At 35.7% G+C, this 20,178-nt stretch carries 22 protein-coding genes; 21 read left to right on the top strand and 1 reads right to left on the bottom strand.

The genetic code is table 11. The annotated features are described in order from the left end of the window. The first annotated feature begins 65 nt into the window (after positions 1-65). Positions 66-728 carry an outer membrane beta-barrel protein gene (locus V0410_RS05005; RefSeq protein WP_330746564.1) on the top strand — a complete coding sequence of 221 codons (663 nt, stop codon included), beginning with the start codon at positions 66-68 and terminating at the stop codon, positions 726-728. A gap of 84 nt (positions 729-812) precedes the next feature. Further along, entirely contained in the window at positions 813-1,466 is a 654-nt protein-coding gene (locus tag V0410_RS05000; RefSeq protein ID WP_330746563.1) for a porin family protein, read from the top strand. Positions 1,467-1,534: 68 nt separating this feature from the next. On the opposite strand, the gene ffh is transcribed toward V0410_RS05000, so the two are convergent. Then, positions 1,535-2,896: a signal recognition particle protein gene (ffh, locus tag V0410_RS04995; protein WP_330746562.1), complete on the bottom strand. Its 1,362-nt coding sequence runs from the start codon at positions 2,894-2,896 to the stop codon at positions 1,535-1,537. 176 nt (positions 2,897-3,072) lie between these two features. Here ffh and V0410_RS04990 point away from each other — a divergent pair, with 176 nt between their 5' ends. The 19 genes from V0410_RS04990 (at position 3,073) to V0410_RS04900 (ending at position 20,099) form a co-directional block, all read left to right on the top strand. Beyond that, the gene (locus V0410_RS04990; protein WP_330746561.1) at positions 3,073-3,444 is read left to right on the top strand and encodes a hypothetical protein; all 372 of its coding nucleotides are present in this window, start codon (positions 3,073-3,075) and stop codon (positions 3,442-3,444) included. Positions 3,445-3,503: 59 nt separating this feature from the next. Then, positions 3,504-4,601: a F0F1 ATP synthase subunit A gene (gene atpB / locus V0410_RS04985; protein WP_330746560.1), complete on the top strand. Its 1,098-nt coding sequence runs from the start codon at positions 3,504-3,506 to the stop codon at positions 4,599-4,601. Between the two features lie 60 nt (positions 4,602-4,661). Next, a complete protein-coding gene (atpE, locus tag V0410_RS04980) occupies positions 4,662-4,853 on the top strand; it encodes an ATP synthase F0 subunit C (RefSeq protein WP_027384648.1) in 192 nt (63 codons plus the stop codon). An 89-nt stretch (positions 4,854-4,942) separates the two neighbouring features. Continuing rightward, positions 4,943-5,440, top strand: coding sequence for a F0F1 ATP synthase subunit B (locus V0410_RS04975; RefSeq protein WP_110366266.1), 498 nt, complete (start codon positions 4,943-4,945; stop codon positions 5,438-5,440). Between the two features lie 2 nt (positions 5,441-5,442). Next, on the top strand, positions 5,443-5,982 hold the full coding sequence (gene atpH, locus V0410_RS04970) for an ATP synthase F1 subunit delta (RefSeq protein WP_110010269.1): 540 nt from the start codon (positions 5,443-5,445) through the stop codon (positions 5,980-5,982). 16 nt (positions 5,983-5,998) lie between these two features. Next, positions 5,999-7,576, top strand: a complete 1,578-nt coding sequence (gene atpA, locus V0410_RS04965; protein WP_227944406.1) for a F0F1 ATP synthase subunit alpha — start codon at positions 5,999-6,001, stop codon at positions 7,574-7,576. A 76-nt stretch (positions 7,577-7,652) separates the two neighbouring features. Continuing rightward, positions 7,653-8,516: an ATP synthase F1 subunit gamma gene (atpG, locus tag V0410_RS04960; protein ID WP_227944405.1), complete on the top strand. Its 864-nt coding sequence runs from the start codon at positions 7,653-7,655 to the stop codon at positions 8,514-8,516. A 268-nt stretch (positions 8,517-8,784) separates the two neighbouring features. Then, complete coding sequence (locus V0410_RS04955) at positions 8,785-10,143, top strand: hemolysin family protein (protein ID WP_330746559.1); 1,359 nt, start codon at positions 8,785-8,787, stop codon at positions 10,141-10,143. A gap of 10 nt (positions 10,144-10,153) precedes the next feature. Next, positions 10,154-10,459 (top strand): ATP-dependent Clp protease adaptor ClpS, encoded by a 306-nt coding sequence (locus tag V0410_RS04950; RefSeq protein ID WP_099049883.1) that lies wholly within the window; start codon positions 10,154-10,156, stop codon positions 10,457-10,459. A gap of 93 nt (positions 10,460-10,552) precedes the next feature. Beyond that, positions 10,553-11,805, top strand: a protein-coding gene (locus tag V0410_RS04945; protein ID WP_330746536.1) for an IS3 family transposase whose coding sequence is annotated in 2 segments (ribosomal slippage) — positions 10,553-10,880 and positions 10,880-11,805 — 1,254 coding nt in all. Because the reading frame shifts where the segments join, the coding sequence is not laid out codon by codon here. Between the two features lie 217 nt (positions 11,806-12,022). Then, positions 12,023-12,637 carry a uridine kinase gene (udk, locus tag V0410_RS04940; RefSeq protein ID WP_002979122.1) on the top strand — a complete coding sequence of 205 codons (615 nt, stop codon included), beginning with the start codon at positions 12,023-12,025 and terminating at the stop codon, positions 12,635-12,637. A gap of 3 nt (positions 12,638-12,640) precedes the next feature. After that, on the top strand, positions 12,641-12,997 hold the full coding sequence (locus tag V0410_RS04935; RefSeq protein WP_002979124.1) for an FtsB family cell division protein: 357 nt from the start codon (positions 12,641-12,643) through the stop codon (positions 12,995-12,997). Between the two features lie 103 nt (positions 12,998-13,100). Then, complete coding sequence (locus V0410_RS04930; protein WP_330746558.1) at positions 13,101-14,264, top strand: methylmalonyl-CoA mutase family protein; 1,164 nt, start codon at positions 13,101-13,103, stop codon at positions 14,262-14,264. Between the two features lie 173 nt (positions 14,265-14,437). Continuing rightward, positions 14,438-14,719, top strand: a complete 282-nt coding sequence (locus tag V0410_RS04925; RefSeq protein ID WP_330746557.1) for a GxxExxY protein — start codon at positions 14,438-14,440, stop codon at positions 14,717-14,719. A gap of 33 nt (positions 14,720-14,752) precedes the next feature. Continuing rightward, on the top strand, positions 14,753-15,901 hold the full coding sequence (locus V0410_RS04920; RefSeq protein ID WP_330746556.1) for a class I SAM-dependent methyltransferase: 1,149 nt from the start codon (positions 14,753-14,755) through the stop codon (positions 15,899-15,901). Between the two features lie 140 nt (positions 15,902-16,041). Continuing rightward, positions 16,042-16,296, top strand: coding sequence for a hypothetical protein (locus V0410_RS04915; RefSeq protein WP_330746555.1), 255 nt, complete (start codon positions 16,042-16,044; stop codon positions 16,294-16,296). Between the two features lie 157 nt (positions 16,297-16,453). Then, positions 16,454-17,833, top strand: coding sequence for a dipeptidase (locus V0410_RS04910; RefSeq protein ID WP_330746554.1), 1,380 nt, complete (start codon positions 16,454-16,456; stop codon positions 17,831-17,833). Between the two features lie 210 nt (positions 17,834-18,043). Continuing rightward, positions 18,044-18,964 carry a T9SS type A sorting domain-containing protein gene (locus tag V0410_RS04905; protein ID WP_330746553.1) on the top strand — a complete coding sequence of 307 codons (921 nt, stop codon included), beginning with the start codon at positions 18,044-18,046 and terminating at the stop codon, positions 18,962-18,964. Positions 18,965-19,175: 211 nt separating this feature from the next. Beyond that, a complete protein-coding gene (locus V0410_RS04900; RefSeq protein WP_330746552.1) occupies positions 19,176-20,099 on the top strand; it encodes a T9SS type A sorting domain-containing protein in 924 nt (307 codons plus the stop codon). Positions 20,100-20,178 lie beyond the last annotated feature (79 nt).

The raw sequence follows: 20,178 nt of genomic DNA, 5'->3' as shown, positions 1-20,178 counted from the left end.
ATATAGCAAGAAAGCCCTGAGAAACCCTTAGGGCTTTTTTTCTATACAAAACTAATATAATAATCATGAAAAAAATCGTATTGATGGGCGCTGTGGTGCTTTTTGGTTTATCAAATGCACAGATTGCAAAAGGAACTTCTTATCTTTCAGGACAGGTAGGATATTATCACAGTGAAAAGAATGAATTCGAAGCCAAAACAAAGGATGATGTGATCAGAATTCTTCCAACAGCTGGATATTTCGTTAATAACAATTTAGCAGTAGGACTTGGGATAGGCTATAAAGGTGCCGTTACAAAATATACGGTAAATGGTTTTGGATTCCTTAATACAATTGAAATAAAAAATACAGATAACGCATTTGTTGTTGCTCCCTTTGTGAGAAAATACTGGACTTTATCTGATAAATTATACATCTTCGGACAATTACAGGTTCCATTGGAATTTGGTAAGGAAAAACTGGATTTTAACAGTGAAGGTGATGGCGGAGACCCAATACTTTCTGCTCCGTTTAAAGAAAAAAATAACTACACTACCATTGGAGTGAATATTAAACCGGGGCTGGATTATTTCCTGACTAAGAACTGGTCAATTGAAGCTACAATAGGAGAATTCGGATACAATACTTATAAAAAAGACCTGGAAGGGGCGAAAAGAACTAATGATTACAAATTGGGTATCAGTTTAACTTCCGTGACTTTTGGAGTGAAATATGTATTTGCAAAATAGTAAACAAAGCATATCGCAAGAAAGTCCTGAGGTTTCTCAAGGCTTTTTTGTATTTTTGCGAACATTTTTTTAATACAATAAATCATGAAAAAAATTTTATTAGCGTCTGCAATCGCTTTATTTGCAGGTTTAAATGCACAAACTACATTCGGTGTAAAAGCAGGTTATGCTTTGTCAACATTAAATTCCGATGCCAATAGCGTCAATTTTGACGGGATAGGAGCAAGTCTTAAATCCAAATCCGGTTTTTATATCGGAGGTTTGGTTGAGCATAAACTGAACGATAAATTTGCGTTACAGGGAGAAGTGGAGTATGCTAACCTGGGAGGTAAAGCGGTAGTAAAAGCTTCCGGAGTTACTGTGACGGAAAAACTGCATTTTAACAGAATTGTTATTCCAGTATCTGCAAGGTATTATGCAACTCCTGAACTAGGGCTTTATGCCGGTCCATATGTAAGTTTCAGAACCAATACAAAAGCTAAAATTGAAGTGAGTGGGGCGCAGTCCAATCCATCTGCTATCAACGAAGGTGAAAAATATCTTGAAAATTATTTTGATAATGGACTGAAGTCTACAGAATTCGGTTTGTTCCTGGGAGCTGATTATGATGTATATAAAGGATTATTTGTAGATGCACGTTACAGTTTTGGTCTTACCAATATGATCAAAAATCCTGCGGATGGAGAAAAATTAAAAATGAATTTCTTCCAGTTAGGAGTAGGATACAAGTTTAAATAAACAGATACCGTATAAAAATAAAAACTCTCAGAATTTCTGAGAGTTTTTTATGAATGATTTTGTCTTTCTTATTTTCCAAACATTCCACCCATTCCAGGCATATTCGGCATTTTGCTCATCATCTGCATCATTTGTTTTCCCTGAGGTCCTTGCATCATCTTCATCATTTTACCCATCTGATCAAACTGTTTCATCAATTGATTCACATCTTCGATTTTTCTTCCGGCGCCTTTAGCAATTCTTCCTTTTCTCTGAGTGTTGATGATAGAAGGTCTTCTTCTTTCTTCAGGAGTCATAGAATAAATGATGGCTTCAATATGTTTGAATGCATCATCACTGATTTCTACATCTTTGATTGCTTTTCCAACTCCAGGAATCATTCCCATCAAATCCTTCATATTACCCATCTTCTTGATTTGGTTGATCTGCTTAAGGAAATCGTCAAATCCGAACTCGTTTTTAGCAATTTTTTTGTGAAGTTTTTTAGCTTCTTCCTCATCAAACTGCTCCTGAGCCCTTTCTACTAAGGAAACAACGTCTCCCATTCCCAGGATTCTGTCCGCCATTCTTTCCGGATAGAAAAGATCTAAAGCTTCCATCTTTTCTCCTGTAGAGATGAACTTGATTGGCTTTTCAACAACAGAACGGATCGTTAAAGCCGCTCCACCACGAGTATCACCATCTAATTTCGTTAAAACAACTCCGTCAAAGTTCAAGGCATCGTTGAATGCTTTTGCTGTATTTACAGCATCCTGACCAGTCATTGAATCTACTACGAAAAGCGTCTCCTGCGGTTTGATGAAATAATGCACAGATTTGATCTCGTTCATCATCTGCTCATCAATGGCTAAACGACCAGCCGTATCCACGATTACAACATCATGGTTGTTGGCTTTTGCAAAATTGATCGCGTTTTCAGCAATGGTAGATGGGTTAGTAGCACCTTCTTCAGTATAAACAGGAACTTTGATCTGTCCTCCCAATACTTTCAACTGGTCAATCGCTGCAGGACGGTAAACGTCACATGCTACCAGTAAAGGTTTTTTATTTCTTTTTGTCTGTAAATAATTAGCAAGCTTTCCTGAGAAAGTGGTCTTACCGGATCCCTGAAGACCGGCAATAAGGATTACAGTAGGTTTTCCTGAAAGATTAATTCCTTCCTGAGAACCTCCCATCAGGTCTACCAGCTCATCATGAACAATTTTCGTCATCAGCTGTCCCGGAGTAAGGGAAGTAAGAACGTTTTCTCCTAATGCTTTATCCTGAACTCTCTTTGTAAGATCTTTCGCAACTTTATAGTTAACGTCGGCATCTACCAATGCTCTACGGATCTCTTTTACGGTTTCCGCAACATTGATTTCAGTAATTTTTCCTCTTCCGGAAATATTGTGTAATGCCTTGTCTAATTTATCCTGTAAACTATTAAACATATTTATTGTAAATTATAGGTTTGCAAAAATAAGGAATTTTTAGGATATCCAAAGTGTTTGAACACGTAATATTATATATACACGTAATATTATTACAAAGAAGAAAAATGATAAATATCAAATCATAGTATAATACGATAGAAAAAGTCTATTTTTGCGATCAATTAAAATATAGAATGAAAATTAATCCCAATATTCTTGTTGTCGTTTTATTCTTTCTGACCTTCCTGGTGCATTTTTCCCTGTGGAAATTTGTTTTTCACCTGGATGAGATAGTGATCATTAAATTTTACCTTTTTCTAAGTGTCATGTTTATGATGATGATCACTCTTGTTATCTTAATTAATAGAGTAGCGCCTCAATTTTTAGGATTGTCTGTTATTGGTTTAATCCTTTTAAAATTTGGTTTAATGTATTTAATCAGAAAAAAACTGAACTTTGAAGTGATTCCCGGCTACAAATTCCATTTTATCATACCTTATTTTGTCCTGACAGCACTGCTTACATACTATGCGATCGGGTTAATTAATCATGATAAAAAACAGTAAAATTATTTATTGAAACTAGAAAAATTATCATATTTTTGCACAACGAAAAAAACCTATCAATGTTTAAGAAATTCGCAGTTTTATTTTACAGTATTTTTGTATTAAACTTAGTGTCTGCACAGCATGGTGAGGCCACCACTGGTGATGCTCCTGCTCAAGAGCTTTCAGAGAAAGACAAAGTAACTAAAGAAAACAAAGAGTTCATCGATCATCACTTATTGGATGCTCATGATTTCACATTGATGGTTGACAAAGATGGTCATCATATCGGTTTTCCTCTTCCTGTTATTTTTTATGATAATGGTTTCCACTCTTTCATGAGTAACAAAGAAGGTTTTATGCATGGAGAGCCAACTGAAGTAGATGGAGCTTATTATGTATTACATCATGAGAAAATCTATAAGACTGATGAGAAGGGAACAATTACTCTGGATAAAGATCATCACCCAACGCAAGAGAAAGTTTTAGATCTTTCTATTACAAAAAGTGTATTGGTTATCATCTTCGTAGCTGTTTTCATGTTTGTGTTATTTGTTGGAATGGCTAAATCTTATAAGAAGTCAGCGGTTCCTACAGGAGCAGCAAGATTCTTAGAGCCTTTAGTGATTTTTGTAAGAGATGAGATCGCTCTTCCTAACATCGGACATAAGTATAAGAGATTTATGGGTTATTTATTAACGGTATTCTTCTTTATTCTTTTCCTTAACGTTTTAGGATTGATGCCTTTCGGAATTAATGTTACAGGTAATATTACAATGACGTTCTTCTTGGCTATCCTTACGTATCTGATTACTACATTCTCAGCGAACAAAGATTATTGGAAGCACATCTTCTGGATGCCAGGTGTTCCGGTTCCAATGAAATTCATTATGTTGCCAATCGAATTATTAGGAACTATCACTAAGCCATTCGCTTTGATGATCCGACTTTTTGCCAACATGACAGCAGGTCACATCGTAGTAATGACTTTGATTGGATCTATCTATATCTTTAAAAACTGGATCGCAGGAGTAGCATTCCCATTCTTAACATTAGTAATTTATTTACTTGAAGTTTTGGTAGCATTCCTACAGGCTTATATCTTCACAATGCTATCTGCTTTATTTATCGGAATGGCTGTAGAAGAACACGAGCACGAACATCACGCTGCTCACTAATTAAAAGTTAAAAAGAGAAAATTAAACAAATATTAAAACAATTTTTTAAAATTATATATTATGGAAATCCCTAGAATTATTGGTGCAGGTCTTATCGTACTAGGTGTAGGTATCGGTCTTGGTAAAATCGGAGCTGCTGCTCTTGAAGCTATCGCTAGACAGCCTGAGCAATCTGGAAAAATCCAAACTGCTATGCTTATTGCAGCTGCACTAGTTGAAGGTGTTGCATTTGCTGCGTTATTCGCATCATAAGCCAAACAAAACAAAAACATTGTTGCAGCGGTTGGCTGCAGCAATGTTAATTTTAAAAAAAAAGTAATAATTATTTATACATTTATATAATGGAATTAATTCATCAGTTTTCATCAGGACTATTTATTATCCAGTCTGTTATTTTTCTAGCATTATTGTTTTTGTTAGGTAAATTCGCTTGGAAGCCTATTTTAAAGTCAATCGACGACAGAGAAACATCTATTGTTGACGCTCTTAATCAAGCTAAATTAGCTAGAAAAGAAATGGAAACTTTAAAAGAGGATAACGAAAGAATCATTCGTGAAGCTAAAATCGAAAGAGACGCGATCCTTAAAGAAGCCAGAGAAATTAAAGACAGAATCGTAGGGGAAGCTAAAGATGCTGCTAAAGCTGAAGGAGACAAAATGATCGAAGCTGCTAAACAGACTATCAACGCTGAGAAAAATGCTGCAATGGCAGACATCAAAACTCAGATTGGTACTTTATCTGTAAACATTGCCGAGTCTATCTTGAAGCAAAAGCTAGATAACAGCGAAGCTCAAAACGAATTAGTTCAAAATTATTTAAACAAATCAAACCTTAACTAAGAATGCTTACATCTAAAGTAGCTAAAAGATACGCACAAGGTTTACTTGACTTCACCAACGAAGCTGGGCAAACGGCTACTGTATTTTCTGAAATGAAAGATGTAGTAAAGGTAATGGCTGGATCTAAAGATTTAAACAGATTTTTCCTTACTCCTTACATCGATTCTAAAAAGAAAATAGAAGTAGCAAACGAAATATTCAAAGGTTTATCTGTTTCTTCTCAAAACCTGATCAGATTGGTTATTAAGCACGGACGTGAAAGCCAATTGAAAAATATTGCTCAGGAATTTATCAACAAAGTAGAAGACCTTAGTGGTGTACAAAGAGTAACGCTTACTACAGCAACTCCGCTTTCAAAAGAGAACCTTGACCAGATTTTAAGATCTACAAATCTTGTAAATGCTGATTCAAACTTTGATCTGAAAGTAAATGTGAAGCCTGAAATTCTTGGAGGATATATTCTGAGAGTAGGTGACCAGCAGGTAGATGCGTCTGTGAAGACAAAATTGAACCAAGTTAAAAAAGATTTCCAATTAAATTAAGAAAAACAACCATACAATGGCAGAAATAAATCCGGCAGAAGTATCTGCGATCTTAAAACAGCAATTGGCCAACTTCGATACTCAATCAAACGTTGAGGAAGTAGGTACAGTTTTAACCATCGGTGATGGTATTGCTCGTGTATACGGGTTAGAAAACGTACAATACGGAGAGTTGGTGAAATTTTCTAGTGATGTAGAAGGTATTGTACTTAACCTTGAAGAAGACAACGTGGGGGTTGCTCTACTTGGTGAAAGTAAATTAGTAAAAGAAGGTGATACAGTAAGAAGAACAAACAGAATCTCTTCTATCAAAGTAGGAGAAGGTATGTTAGGAAGAGTAGTAGATACTCTTGGTAACCCAATCGATGGTAAAGGTCCTATTACTGGGGATTTATACGAAATGCCATTGGAAAGAAAGGCTCCTGGAGTTATCTTCAGACAGCCGGTAACTGAGCCTTTACAGTCTGGTATCGTGGCAATTGATGCGATGATCCCTGTAGGAAGAGGACAAAGAGAGCTTATCATTGGTGACAGACAAACAGGTAAAACTACTGTTGCTATCGATACGATCATCAACCAAAAAGAATTCTTTGATGCTGGTCAGCCAGTATATTGTATATATGTTGCTATCGGTCAGAAAGCTTCTACTGTAGCACAAATCGTTAAAACACTTTCTGATAAAGGAGCTTTAGCATATACGGTTATCGTTGCAGCTAACGCATCAGATCCGGTTCCAATGCAGGTATATTCTGCAATGGCAGGAGCTTCTATCGGTGAGTTCTTCAGAGACACTGGTAGACCGGCGCTTATCGTTTATGATGATTTATCTAAACAAGCTGTTGCTTACCGTGAGCTTTCTCTACTATTGAGAAGACCACCGGGCCGTGAAGCTTACCCTGGAGACGTTTTCTACCTTCACTCAAGACTATTGGAAAGAGCTGCAAAAGTAATCGCTGATGACGAAATTGCTAAGCAAATGAACGATTTGCCAGAGTCTCTTAAACCAATCGTAAAAGGAGGAGGTTCATTAACAGCCCTTCCGATTATCGAAACTCAGGCTGGTGACGTTTCTGCGTATATCCCTACAAACGTAATCTCTATTACAGACGGACAGATCTTCCTGGAGTCTGATCTATTCAACTCAGGGGTTCGTCCTGCAATCAACGTAGGTATCTCTGTATCAAGGGTAGGAGGTAACGCTCAGATCAAATCAATGAAAAAGGTATCTGGTACATTGAAACTTGACCAGGCTCAATATAAAGAATTGGAAGCGTTTGCTAAATTCGGTTCTGACCTTGATGCTTCTACTTTAGCAGTAATCTCTAAAGGAGAAAGAAACGTAGAAATCCTTAAGCAGCCGGTAAATGCACCACTTCCAGTAGAAAGTCAGGTAGCAATCGTATATGCCGGAACAGAAAACTTAATGAGAAACGTTCCTTTGAACAAGATTAAAGAATTCCAACACGAATACATCGAGTTCCTTAGATCTAAGCACCCGGATACAATGGCTGCTATCAAGGCTGGAAAAATCGATAACGATATTACAGGTGTTCTTAAGCAGGCAGCTAACGATTTAGCTTCTAAATACAACTAAAAAATTCAATGTTTAAGGTTTGAAATATAGTGTTTTAAACCTTAAACTTTAGACCTTAAACTTTGAACCCAAATTAATGGCAAACTTAAAAGAAATACGAGGCAGAATTACGTCAATTTCATCTACGATGCAGATTACACGTGCTATGAAGATGGTTTCCGCAGCGAAACTTAAAAAAGCACAGGATGCAATCGTGATGTTAAGACCTTATTCTGAAAAATTACAGGAGCTTATCCAGAATGTAAATTCTAGCTCTGATCCTGATCAGATTTCTGTATATGCTCAGAAAAGAGAGGTTAAAAGAGTATTATTCATCGCTGTTACTTCAAACAGAGGTCTTGCGGGAGCTTTTAACTCTTCTATCGTAAAAGAGCTTAACCTTCAGTTTCAGAACAACGCTCAGTACGAGATTGAAGTTCTTCCTGTAGGTAAAAAAGTATATGATGCTGTAAGAAAAAGCCGTACGGTATATACTAATGGAAGCACTGTATATGATAATCTGAACTTTGATGCAGTTGCTCATATCACTGAAGGGGTAATGACGAGTTTCAGAGAAGGTAAATTTGACGAAGTGTATGTTATCTATAACAAATTCGTTAATGCTGCTACTCAGGAAGTTACTACAGAACAGCTTCTTCCTATCTCAATGCCGGAAAATACTGAGCCGCAGGTTGAAACGGATTATATCTTTGAACCTAACAGAGCTGAAATCCTGGATAACCTGATTCCAAAGTCTATCAAAACTCAGGTTTTCAAAGCGATCTTAGATTCAGTAGCATCTGAGCACGGAGCGAGAATGACGGCAATGCACAAAGCAACAGACAATGCTCAGGCTTTAAAGAACGATCTTGTGATCTTCTACAACAAAGCAAGACAGGCTGCAATTACCAACGAAATTTTGGAAATTGTTTCCGGAGCAGAAGCTTTGAAAAATTCATAAAGAATTATTTTACTATACCCATAAAAGCACCGAAATTATCGGTGCTTTTTTGTTTTTGGAAAGCTGAAACTGCTGTTTACCACTTAAAAATATCGTTTCTGTTGAAAAATGAGTCGTTGTTTCAATTGTTTTTTTTATTTGAAAATAGCGGTATTTTATAGTGTCATTTTTTCTTCCGAAAATTCCTTCATCGAAATAATCTATCCCGGATTCAGGTTATTTTTATTTTACATATCTTTGTACCTAATAAAATTTATACAATCTCTAAATGGACTCGGACATAGTCAGGCTTTTGCTGGCCTTATTTCTTGTTTTACTCAATGGCTTCTTCGTAGCCGCAGAATTTTCAATTGTTAAAGTTCGTTACTCTCAAATTCAGCTAAAAGCTGCAGAAGGAAACTCTATGGCTAAGCAGGCAGAACATATCATCAAGCATCTTGATGAATATCTTTCCGCTACACAATTAGGAATTACATTGGCTTCCCTTGCCCTTGGTTGGGTAGGAGAAAGTGCTTTGCACCACGTGGTTGAAAGCCTCTTTCATTCGTTTAATATAGACTTGACACAAACAACGATTACCACCATTTCAGTGGTAACCAGTTTTGTATTGATTACCATCATGCACATTGTGTTTGGTGAGCTTATACCAAAATCAATCGCTATTAGAAAATCTGAATCAACGACAATGGCAACAGCGGTTCCGTTGAGAGTTTTCTATACGATTTTTAAACCGTTTATCTGGTTGATGAATTCCATGTCAAATGGTTTCTTAAGACTGGTAAAAATTCACCCGGCTTCGGAACAGGAAATTCACTCCACAGAAGAACTTCAGCTTCTGGTAAAGCAAAGTGCAGACAGTGGAGAAATTGAAGAAGAGAATTATGAGATCATCAAAAATGCATTTGATTTTACAGATCATTCTGCAAAACAGATCATGGTTCCAAGACAGAATATTACTTCCATAGACTTTGAGGAAGATGTCAATGATATTATCAACAAAATAATGGACAGCGGTTACTCTCGTATTCCTGTTTATATTGATTCTATTGATAATGTGATCGGAATTTTCTACACAAAAGAAATTATAAGAGAATTTGTGAAGAGAAAAGGAGATCTGGATCATGAAGATCTTAAAGACTTAATGCGTGACGCCTTCTTTGTGGTGGAAAGCAAAAAAGTCTCAGACTTACTGAAGACTTTCCAGCTTAAAAAACAGCACATCGCCATTGTTATTGACGAATTTGGTGGAACTGAAGGAATTATTACACTGGAAGATATTCTGGAAGAACTGGTAGGAGAAATTCAGGATGAAGAAGACGATGAAGAAAAAATCGTTGATAAAATAGCGGATAATACCTATTGGGTACAGGCTACACAGCCTTTGGAGGAAATCAATGAATTCCTTCCCAGAAAACTTCCTCTTTCCGAAGAAAGCGAGTACAACTCACTGGCCGGATTTATTCTTTATGAGCTCGAAGAAATCCCTGAAGAAAACCAGGAGTTTGATCTTGCAGACTATCACTTTAAAATTCTGAAAATGAATAACAAGAGTGTTGAACTGGTGGAACTTGTTTATCAGGAACCTAATGCGATTGATAATCTGGCAGACAAAATAGGAGAAGTTTAAAAGAATAAAAATGAATTTTTATAACAGCATAAAAGATTACGAAAATCCAAAACGTCAGTACGAAGAAGAAGTACTTGTTCTGGATGATACGGATGAAGTTTATAAACTGGTACTGCATAACGATGATATCCATACATTTGATTATGTGATAGACTGTCTGATCGAAATATGCAAGCATACGCTGGAACAGGCAGAGCAATGCACGATCCTTGTTCATTACAAAGGCAAATGTACCGTAAAAACAGGCTCAATGGATGTTTTGAAGCCTATGCATGAAAAATTAATTTCGCGCGAATTAACAAGCGAAATCGTATAAAATAAAAAACCGGCAAATGAATTGTCGGTTTTTTTTATTAAATGTCTCGTCCTGAAAAAGGTTGACTAAAAAACCATAAAATTAGTCACCCTTATGAATCTAAAAAAAACATCGCCCCCTGTCCAAGAATACAGTGAGGCATTCAAACGGCAAGTTGTCTCTGAATATGAACGGGGATTATATACAAAATCCCAATTGCAAACTCGATACAATATTCGGGGTAATTCATGCATTTCTAGTTGGTTAATAAAATATGGTAACTTTACTTATGAAAAACAATTAAGTAAAGGCAGACCTATGAAAGATCCACAGAAACAAAAGATTAAAGAGCTTGAAGCTGCTTTATCCAAAAAGGAAGAAGAGCTCAAAGTGTTTAAGAAATTTATAGAAATCGCAGAGCGTGAGTTGAAGATTGAAATTATAAAAAAGTCTGGTTCCAATCAATCCAGGAAATAAGGCCGTATACAAATCTTTCACTGGAAGATATCTGCCGATTGTTTGGATACAGTAAACAAGCTTATTATAAAAGGAAGAAACAGCCTGATTCTATCAATAATCAAAAAAGGATTATAGAACTGGTATTATCAATTCGTAAAAAGATGCCTAAAATAGGGACTCGAAAACTTTATGTATTACTTAAAAATGATTTTTCAAAAGAGGATCTTCGTATAGGAAGAGATCGGCTGTTTCAACTTTTAAGATCGAATTATCTTTTAATTCCCAGAAGACACAGTTATTTTAAAACAACCAATTCCAGACATTGGATGAAGAAATACCCGAATATTATTAAAGAAAAGGAGTTGAAATGTTCAGAAAAAGTTTGGGTTGCAGATATTACCTATCTGAAGACTAAAGAGAAAAATTATTATCTTCATTTGATTACCGATGCCTATTCAAAGAAAATTGTAGGATATGAACTAAGTGATAATTTACAGACTGCCTCCACATTGAAAGCATTAAAACAAGCCCTAAAGAACAGGGTGTATAAACATTCTTTAATTCATCATTCAGACAGAGGATTGCAGTATTGTAGTAAAGAATATACTGAAACGTTAAGGAAAAATGATATTCTTATCAGTATGACCGAGAACTCGGATCCTTATGAGAATGCTGTAGCAGAGAGGGTAAACGGCATTCTAAAATATGAGTTTGGATTGATTGATACTTTTGAAAACTTTAAGAATCTCTCACAGCAGCTTGACCAATCAATTTATTATTATAATAATTTAAGACCTCATTTTTCCCTAAATTATAACATCCCCAGCCAAGTGCATATGAAAAATAACGTGAAATTAAAAACATACAAAAAACAAAATCAGAATAGGAAAATTCCTACTCTGATTTAAGTATATTTGAAATATTAAACTAGTCAACCTTTTTCAGGACTAGTCAAAATCCCAAAAAGAAAGTTGAGTAATACCAATAAATCATAAAGACCTGTCAGTTTTCAGAATGTATTTTAATCTTTAAATCCTTTAATCTTTTAATTTCTCAATACTCTTACATTGTCATATTTTATCTAAAATAGTATATTTGTACCAACTATAAAGAAACAAAAAAACAATGCTTGTAATAGGAATTGCCGGTGGTACAGGATCCGGCAAAACTACAGTTGTTGATAAGATACTTCAGCAGCTTGATATTGAGGGAATGAATATCCTCTCTCAGGATAATTATTATCACGACAACCAGGGTCTTACATTGACGGAAAGAGAAGCTCTGAACTACGACCATCCGAAATCAATAGACTTTGACTTACTGATAAAACATGTAAAAGCTTTAAAAAACAATGAGCCGATTGAACAGCCGATTTACAGCTTTGTTACACATTCCAGAACAGGAGATCATGTCACTGTAGAACCTAAAAACGTATTGGTAGTAGAAGGAATTCTTGTTTTGACCAACAAAGAATTGCTGAAAGAATTTGATCTGAAGGTATTTGTTCATGCAGATTCTGACGAAAGACTGATCAGGAGGATCAGGAGAGATACCCAGGAAAGGGGAAGAGATCTGAGCGAAGTATTGCACCGTTATCAGACCACATTGAAACCAATGCACCAGGAATTTATCGAGCCTTCTAAAAATGAGGCCGATCTTATTATCCCTAATATGAAACAGAATTCCGTAGCCATTGATTTTTTAACTACTGTTATTAAAAACTCGTTGAAAAAACATTAAAAAATGGAAGAAAACAACCTTATCAAAGACATTCAGCCGAAATCTGAAACATTCAAACTTATCCAGAAATATGTTTTGAACAAGTATACCATTACGATCTGTCTGTTTTTGGTATGGATGATTTTTTTCGATAAAACTTCATTTCTTGTTATTAATGAACTGAATGGTGAGATTCATAAGTATGAAGAGCAGCTGGATTACTATAAAAAAGAGTACGAAAAAAATGATGCTTTTTATAAGAAACTGATGAACAACAAGTCAGAAAAAGAAAAATACGCAAGAGAAAATTATTTTATGAAAAAACCGAATGAAGAAATTTTCATTCTGGTGGTAGACAGCACAAAAGTGGCTAAAAAGTAATAAAAGTTGAATAGAATTATGTTGATGATGAAATGAATTTTTAGTTTTTAAATTTCACTTACAAAGCAAAATTCACCATTAACAATTCACAAATAAAAAACTAATGTCAAATACAGATATACTTTCAAACTGGGAAAACCTGGTCAAAAAACAACTTAAAACAGAGGATATCTATCCCGTTTTAGAAAAACAGAATCTGGAAGGAATAGAAGTGAAGCCTTTTTACACTGAAGTTCAGAAGCCTTTGGTAAACCTGCCAAGAGTTGAAGAAAGTACCCATCTGGTTGCAAGATACCACGAAAGTCTGGAAGAAGAAGTATTTGCATTTATGCTGGATCAGAATGTAGAAAATCTGGATCAGAAAACCATTTTTGTGAATAATAAAGATCTTGCAGGGCACATCAGTCCTAAAGAAGAAGACCAGTATTTTTCACTGATTGATGTTTTTAATGAAAAAGAAGGAAGTATTGATGATCAGCTGGTAAAAGAATTACTTTCAAAAGATTTTAGAAGAAATATCTGCGTAGATATCTCACTGCATCAGAATGCCGGAGCCGCTATCTATCAGCAGCTTGCAATTGCCCTTGCAAAAGCTAAGGAGTTAGCAGAAGTTTATGGAGCTGAAATTTTAAATAAACTGATTTTCAGAATAGCTGTAGGAGGAAGTTATTTCTTTGAAATGGCTAAGCTGAGAGCTTTTAAGATTATTTTCAACCAGCTTTCAAAAGAATACGGACTGGATGAAGTTCCTTACATCTTTGCTGAAACTTCGTTAAGAAATAAAGCTGTTTCAGATAATGAAAATAACCTGATCCGTTCTACGTTGGAGCTTGCTTCTGCCATGATTGGCGGAGCAGACGCTGTTTTCTCCAACAATTATCTTGTAGACAGAAGTACGGATAACTCGGAAGAGATCTCTTTCAAACAACAGATAGTTCTGGCCTATGAAAGTATCATCAACGTATTTGAAGATGCTTCCAACGGAAGTTATTATGTGGAAGATATCACCCGGCAGTTTGCAGAAAAAGCATGGGCTTTATTTGTTGAGATTGAAGAAGCAGGCGGATATCTTGAATTGTTGAAACAGGGAGTTATTCAGAAAAAAATCTATGATCATGCGATTGAAGAGCAGCAATGGATTGAAGAAGGGAAAATAAAGCTTATCGGAGTGAATCTGTACCCTAAATTAGACGTTAAAAAGTCCATCACGGATCTTTACAGCGAAAAAGAAATAAAAGCCGTTCGCTGGGCGGAAATGTTTGAATAAATTTAATTGCTCCCACAGATTTCTCAGATGACACAGCTTTTTACAGTGCAACTGTAGAAACTAAATTATACACAAATGAATGAAAATGAGATAAGCTTTTATATCAGGAAATCTATTTTTTCTGTATATAACGGGTTGGGACCAGGTTTATTGGAAAAGTTTACGAGAAAGTTTTGGCACTTGAATTAAAAAATAACGGTTTAAGCGTTAAAACCCAAGTTCCAATACCCATTACGTTTAAGGGAGTGTTTATTGATTCAAGCTTTATTGCAGATATAATTGTTGAAGACAAAGTTATTATTGAAATAAAATCAATTCCTGAAATAATTAATGTTCATCACAAGCAGCTCTTAACCTATTTAAAATTGACCAAACTGAAATTAGGAATATTGGTTAATTTCAATACTGATTATATTGATAAAAGTATTATTCGAAAAATAAACGGAAACATTTAATAAGCATAATAATCTGTGCAATTTGTGAAATCTGTGGGAAGTAAATTACTAAACAAAGAAATTCAAAACTATATCAATGCAAATCTGAAAACAGATTTACATACGCTATTATTAAAAAAATCACCATTTCCGGAGATTTCTATGCAGGAAATTGTACAGCAGATCAAGGGAAAACAGGTCGCAGAAAGAAAATTCCCTTTTCTTTTAAAAGAAGGTATTCTTTTTCCGCCACAGCTTAATCTGGAACAGTCATCATCAGAAAAAACGGCGCTTTATAAATCTGAAATTCTGAAAGGAAAGAAATTCATTGATCTCACAAGCGGTTTTGGTATTGATGCTTATTATCTCTCCCGAAATTTTGACGATATCACTTTGGTAGAACAAAATACCGCGCTTTTAAATATTGTTGAAAATAACTGGAACGTCCTGGGCCGTAAGGCAAAATTTATCAACAGAAAACTCGAAGATTTTCTGAATGAGAATCAGGAACACTTTGATGTCATTTATCTTGACCCGGCCAGAAGAGACGAGCAAAAAAATAAAGTTTTTCTTTTGGAAGATCTGTCTCCTGATATTCTTGAAATTCAGGAAAAATTATGCTCTATATCCGATCTTGTGGTGATAAAGCTTTCCCCGCTAATTGATCTTAAGTATCTTGTTTCGGTGCTGCCAGGTATTTCAAGAGTGGATATTATTGCTCTGAAAAATGATGTGAAAGAAGTTGTCTTATTTCTTTCCAGCGAAAATACGGATGAGATCATCTGTAACTGTGTGAACCTTGAAAGCAATGAATCTGTCTTTAGCTTTACATTTGGGGAAGAAGAAACTGCAGAATCGGAATATTCTGAACCGGAAAAATACATTTATATTCCCAACCATTCTATTTTGAAGGCGGGAGTCTTTAATTTGATTTCCCTGAAATTCGGATTGAAAAAACTTCATCCCAACAGCCATCTTTACACTTCCACTGAAAAGATTGAAAATTTTCCGGGAAGGATTTTGGAAATGGAATCTGTTGATTCTAAAAGTATTAAAAAGAAAGGGCAGTTTAATATCATTGCAAAAAATTACCCTTTAAAACCTGAAGAAATTAAAAAGAAATACGGTTTAAAAGACGGAGGAGATCAGTATCTTATTTTTACCCAATCCAAAAAAGGGAAAATAATATTAAAATCAGTATAAAAATGTTGCCGAAAAAAGCAGGATTTCTTACTTTTGGGCAATCAAAAATTGAAGCATGTAATCGCTTGCTGTTTGGAGAGTCAGAATAGATTAAAAATAGCGCGGTTCCATATTACCTTTTAAAAAAAATAATTTTACATATGAAAAAATTAGTTATCTGTTTAGCGATTGCAACGGTAGCGGTAAGCTGTAAAAAAGTTCCGCAAGGAGGAAACAAAGCTACTTTGAAACTTGAAGAAGGAGTAGAAAGATATTCTGACGCTCCTCAGGGAGAAGCTCACGGACATGAAGCTGCTGCTGCAGTGCATAAAGAAGAAGCTGCTGCTCCAAAAACAGACAGTACTGCTGCTGCAAAACCTGCTGAAGCTGATAAAGCTCCAAAAGCTGAACACTAATTAGAAGTACAAAATATATAAGTGCCCTGTTTCTGCAGGGCATTTTTTTATTAAAAAGAGGGCTATAGGGTTCATTAGCATGGGATTGGGAAAATCCTTTCTTTTTGTTTGTCCCTGCCAGGCATTTTTTTTAATTTTAACAAAATAAATTTTTACAATGCAAGAGACATTAAATTACATCAACGAAAACAAACAGCGTTTCGTGGATGAATTATTTGAGTTATTGAGAATTCCTTCTATTTCTGCGGATCCGGCGTATAAAGATGACGTTTTGAAATGTGCAGATGTAGTGGCGGCGCACCTTAAGACTGCTGGAGCTGACAATGTTGAAGTTTGCCAGACAAAAGGATATCCAATTGTTTTCGGGGAGAAAATTTTAGATAAAAGCTTACCTACAGTATTGGTATACGGACACTACGATGTTCAGCCGGCAGATCCGTTGGAATTATGGACAAAGCCACCTTTTGAGCCTTATATTGAAAAAACTGAATTACACCCTGAAGGAGCTATCTTCGCAAGAGGTTCTGCTGATGATAAAGGACAGTTCTTCATGCATCTGAAGGCTTTTGAGGCCATGATGAAAACCAATGCTCTTCCCTGCAATGTTAAATTTATCTTAGAAGGTGAAGAAGAAGTGGGTTCTGTAAGCTTAGGAGACTGGGTAAACGAGAACAAGGAGAAGTTAGCTTGCGATTGTATCTTAATTTCCGATACCCATATTTACAGCAATGAACAACCTACTGTAACAACAGGATTAAGAGGTTTAAGCTATGTAGAAGTAGAAGTGGAAGGTCCAAACAGAGATTTACACTCAGGCCTTTACGGTGGAGCGGTTCCAAATCCTATCCATGTCCTTTCAAGAATGATCGCTAATCTGATTGATGAAAACGGTCATATCACTATTGATGGGTTCTACGACAATGTAGAAACTGTTTCAGATGCTGAAAGAGCTGAAATGAACAAACTGAAAGACAATCCGGAAGAATTCAAGAAATCAATCGGATTAAGCAATATCGAAGGTGAAAAAGGATATACTACTTTAGAAAGAACTTCTATCCGTCCTACTTTAGACTGCAACGGAATCTGGGGTGGTTACACAGGAGAAGGGGCAAAAACAGTAATTCCTTCAAAAGCTTTTGCTAAAATTTCAATGCGTTTGGTTCCTTACCAGACTCCTCAGGAAATCACGGAAAAGTTCACGAAATATTTTGAAAAAATCGCTCCGGATACAGTAAAAGTAAAAGTAACTCCTCACCATGGAGGAATGCCGTACGTTTTACCAACCAATACAAAAGAATTTGCTGCTGCGAAACAGGCAATGGAATCAGCATTCGGAAAAGAAGTTCTTCCATACAGAGGAGGAGGAAGTATTCCGATTACAGCCATGTTTGAGCAGGTTTTAGGAGCTAAGTCTGTATTGATGGGATTCGGATTGGATTCTGATGCGATCCACTCTCCAAACGAGCATTATGGGCTGTTCAATTTCTATAAAGGGATTGAAAGTATTCCATTGTTCTTTGAGAATTATTCAAAGTAATTGATCAATATTACAATATCATAAGGTATTTCTGAAAAGAGATACCTTATTTTTTTGCTTTATATTATTCTGTTATCAACTGCCGGCAAAGCCTTTTTAAGAGTTTTAAAAATTAAATTCACTGAAAATAAAAGGGTTAATTTTTATTTGCAATAAGTTATTTCACTATTCATTGAAAGTTTATATTTTTAATACAAAACTTGATTTACTATGAAAAAATACTACTCAATTGCAATTTTGCTATCTTCAATATGCATTTTAGCCCAGCAGACCATTTCCTTTGAGCCTAATGAAGGATATAACACCGGAGATATCAATGGTCAGGCAGGCTGGATCAGTACTCCCACAGGAGGTATACCGCAAAATGTTACTCATCAGACCATCAGCATGGATAAAGCCAGTGATGGAAGCCGTTCCCTTAGAATTGTAAAAGAAAATACATATGGAACCCAGAATGATCCGATCATAGGAGGGTTTTATAACCTTCCGGCACCGTTGGTTTCCAACAATTTTTCTGTATCATTCGATATCAGTATATCACAGTTCAACGGCTCTGATTTTGGTTTTCAGGGCGTAAACAGTATTGATGACCAGTCTGTGGTGAGATTGGATTTTGAAAAAACAGGATCGGTAAAGATTTTAAACACGGTTTCAGGTATACCGGATCTGATTTCCCTGCCTTCAATCTGGATACCTAACACCTGGTTTCGGTTAAAAATAGTTGGAAGCGCCACAGATGTGCGGTATTACCTTAATAATGTGCTGATCTACACAGGAACAGCCGCCAATTCTTTAAATATAGACCAGCTTCGTTTCGTTCATAATAATTCATTGGGATCAGCTTATATCGATCATATCAAAATTAATAGTGAACTGGGGGTAATGGCGGTACATGATTCTAAAGTAAATACTAAGGAAATTGCGGTTTATCCTAATCCCGCCCATGATTTTATCAATATTAATACAGCCACCAAAGTAAAAAGTATTGACCTCTATGACGAGACAGGAAAACTCATAAAGACGGAAATAAACAACAATAAAATAGAGGTAAAAGGCTTAAGCGCAGGAATATATAGTGTCAATGTTAAAACCGAAGGAGGAAATTTTACAGAAAAAGTGATCATCCGATAAATTATTTCTTACCTCTGGAAACATGGGATCTTTTTAGCGTTTTAATGTATTCATGGATGATTTTTCGGAATTGATCTTCTTTCTTGGATTTAATATCTTTACTATTTTTGATTAAAAATATTATGTTAATTTGTTAATACGTGTAAAAAATTAACGTGTTTTGCTTTTTAGGTTTAAAACGTATATATTTGCTTTAAACTAAAAAAATATCATGAAGAAACTTTACATTTTCGCAATTTCGTTGATTTCAATATCATCTTTTGCACAGCAGACCATTTCTTTCGAAGCCAGCGAAGGATATACAGCAGGAAACATTAATGGACAGCAGGGTTGGGTTACGACCAACGACGGAGGAGTGCCGCCGGTGTATATTACAAGCCAATTGGTATCATCTGAAATAGCAAGCCAGGGATCAAATAGTTTTAAAATCACTCCGGATCCAGCGTATGGGCCGCAACAGAACCCGGTAATGGGTGGATTCTATACCTTTGCGACACCCCTGACATATAACAGCTTTACGCAATCATTTGATGTAAGACTTACCCAGAAAAGTACATCAAGTTCAGATTTTGTGTTTAGAACAGTAAGTACAACAGGGGCAGGAGGGATCGTTACTTATATTGATTTTTCTTATGATGGAAGCATTCTGATTGCAACAGCGGGTTCAAATAATTTAGTCAATACCAACCAGACCTGGAATGCCAATACTTGGTACAGGGTAAAAATAGTTTCTACGGCTACGGGAATCCAATATTTCCTGAATGATGCTCTGATCTATACAGGACAGCCATTCAGCAACAATAATATTAACAGAATGGATTTTGTACATGATAACTATGGAGGTTCGGCCTATATCGATAATATCAAAATCAATAATGAAGCAGCGTTATCTACGAAAGATGCCGTTAAAAATGATGTGAAACTGTCCATCTATCCAAACCCGGCTACTGATGTGATAAAAATTACAACGCCTAACAAAATCAAACATGTTGAAGTATATGATATGTCAGGAAAAAGAGTGGATGTAACACTCAATGGTGATCAGGTAAACGTTAGAAATCTATCTGCCGGAGCTTATTTATTGAATGTGGAAACAGAAGGAAGAAACTTTACAGAGAAGTTCATCAAAAAATAATTACTGATAAATCTTAGTATCTGCAAAACGCTCCAATTGGAGCGTTTTTGTTATTTTAGAGAATTAAAAATTTTAATCA

Source organism: Chryseobacterium sp. CP-77 (assembly GCF_036362765.1).
In the GTDB taxonomy this organism is placed as follows: domain Bacteria; phylum Bacteroidota; class Bacteroidia; order Flavobacteriales; family Weeksellaceae; genus Chryseobacterium; species Chryseobacterium cupriresistens.
The sequence above is the reverse complement of the archived record's forward strand: the minus strand, read 5'-3'. Positions and strand labels throughout refer to the sequence as shown.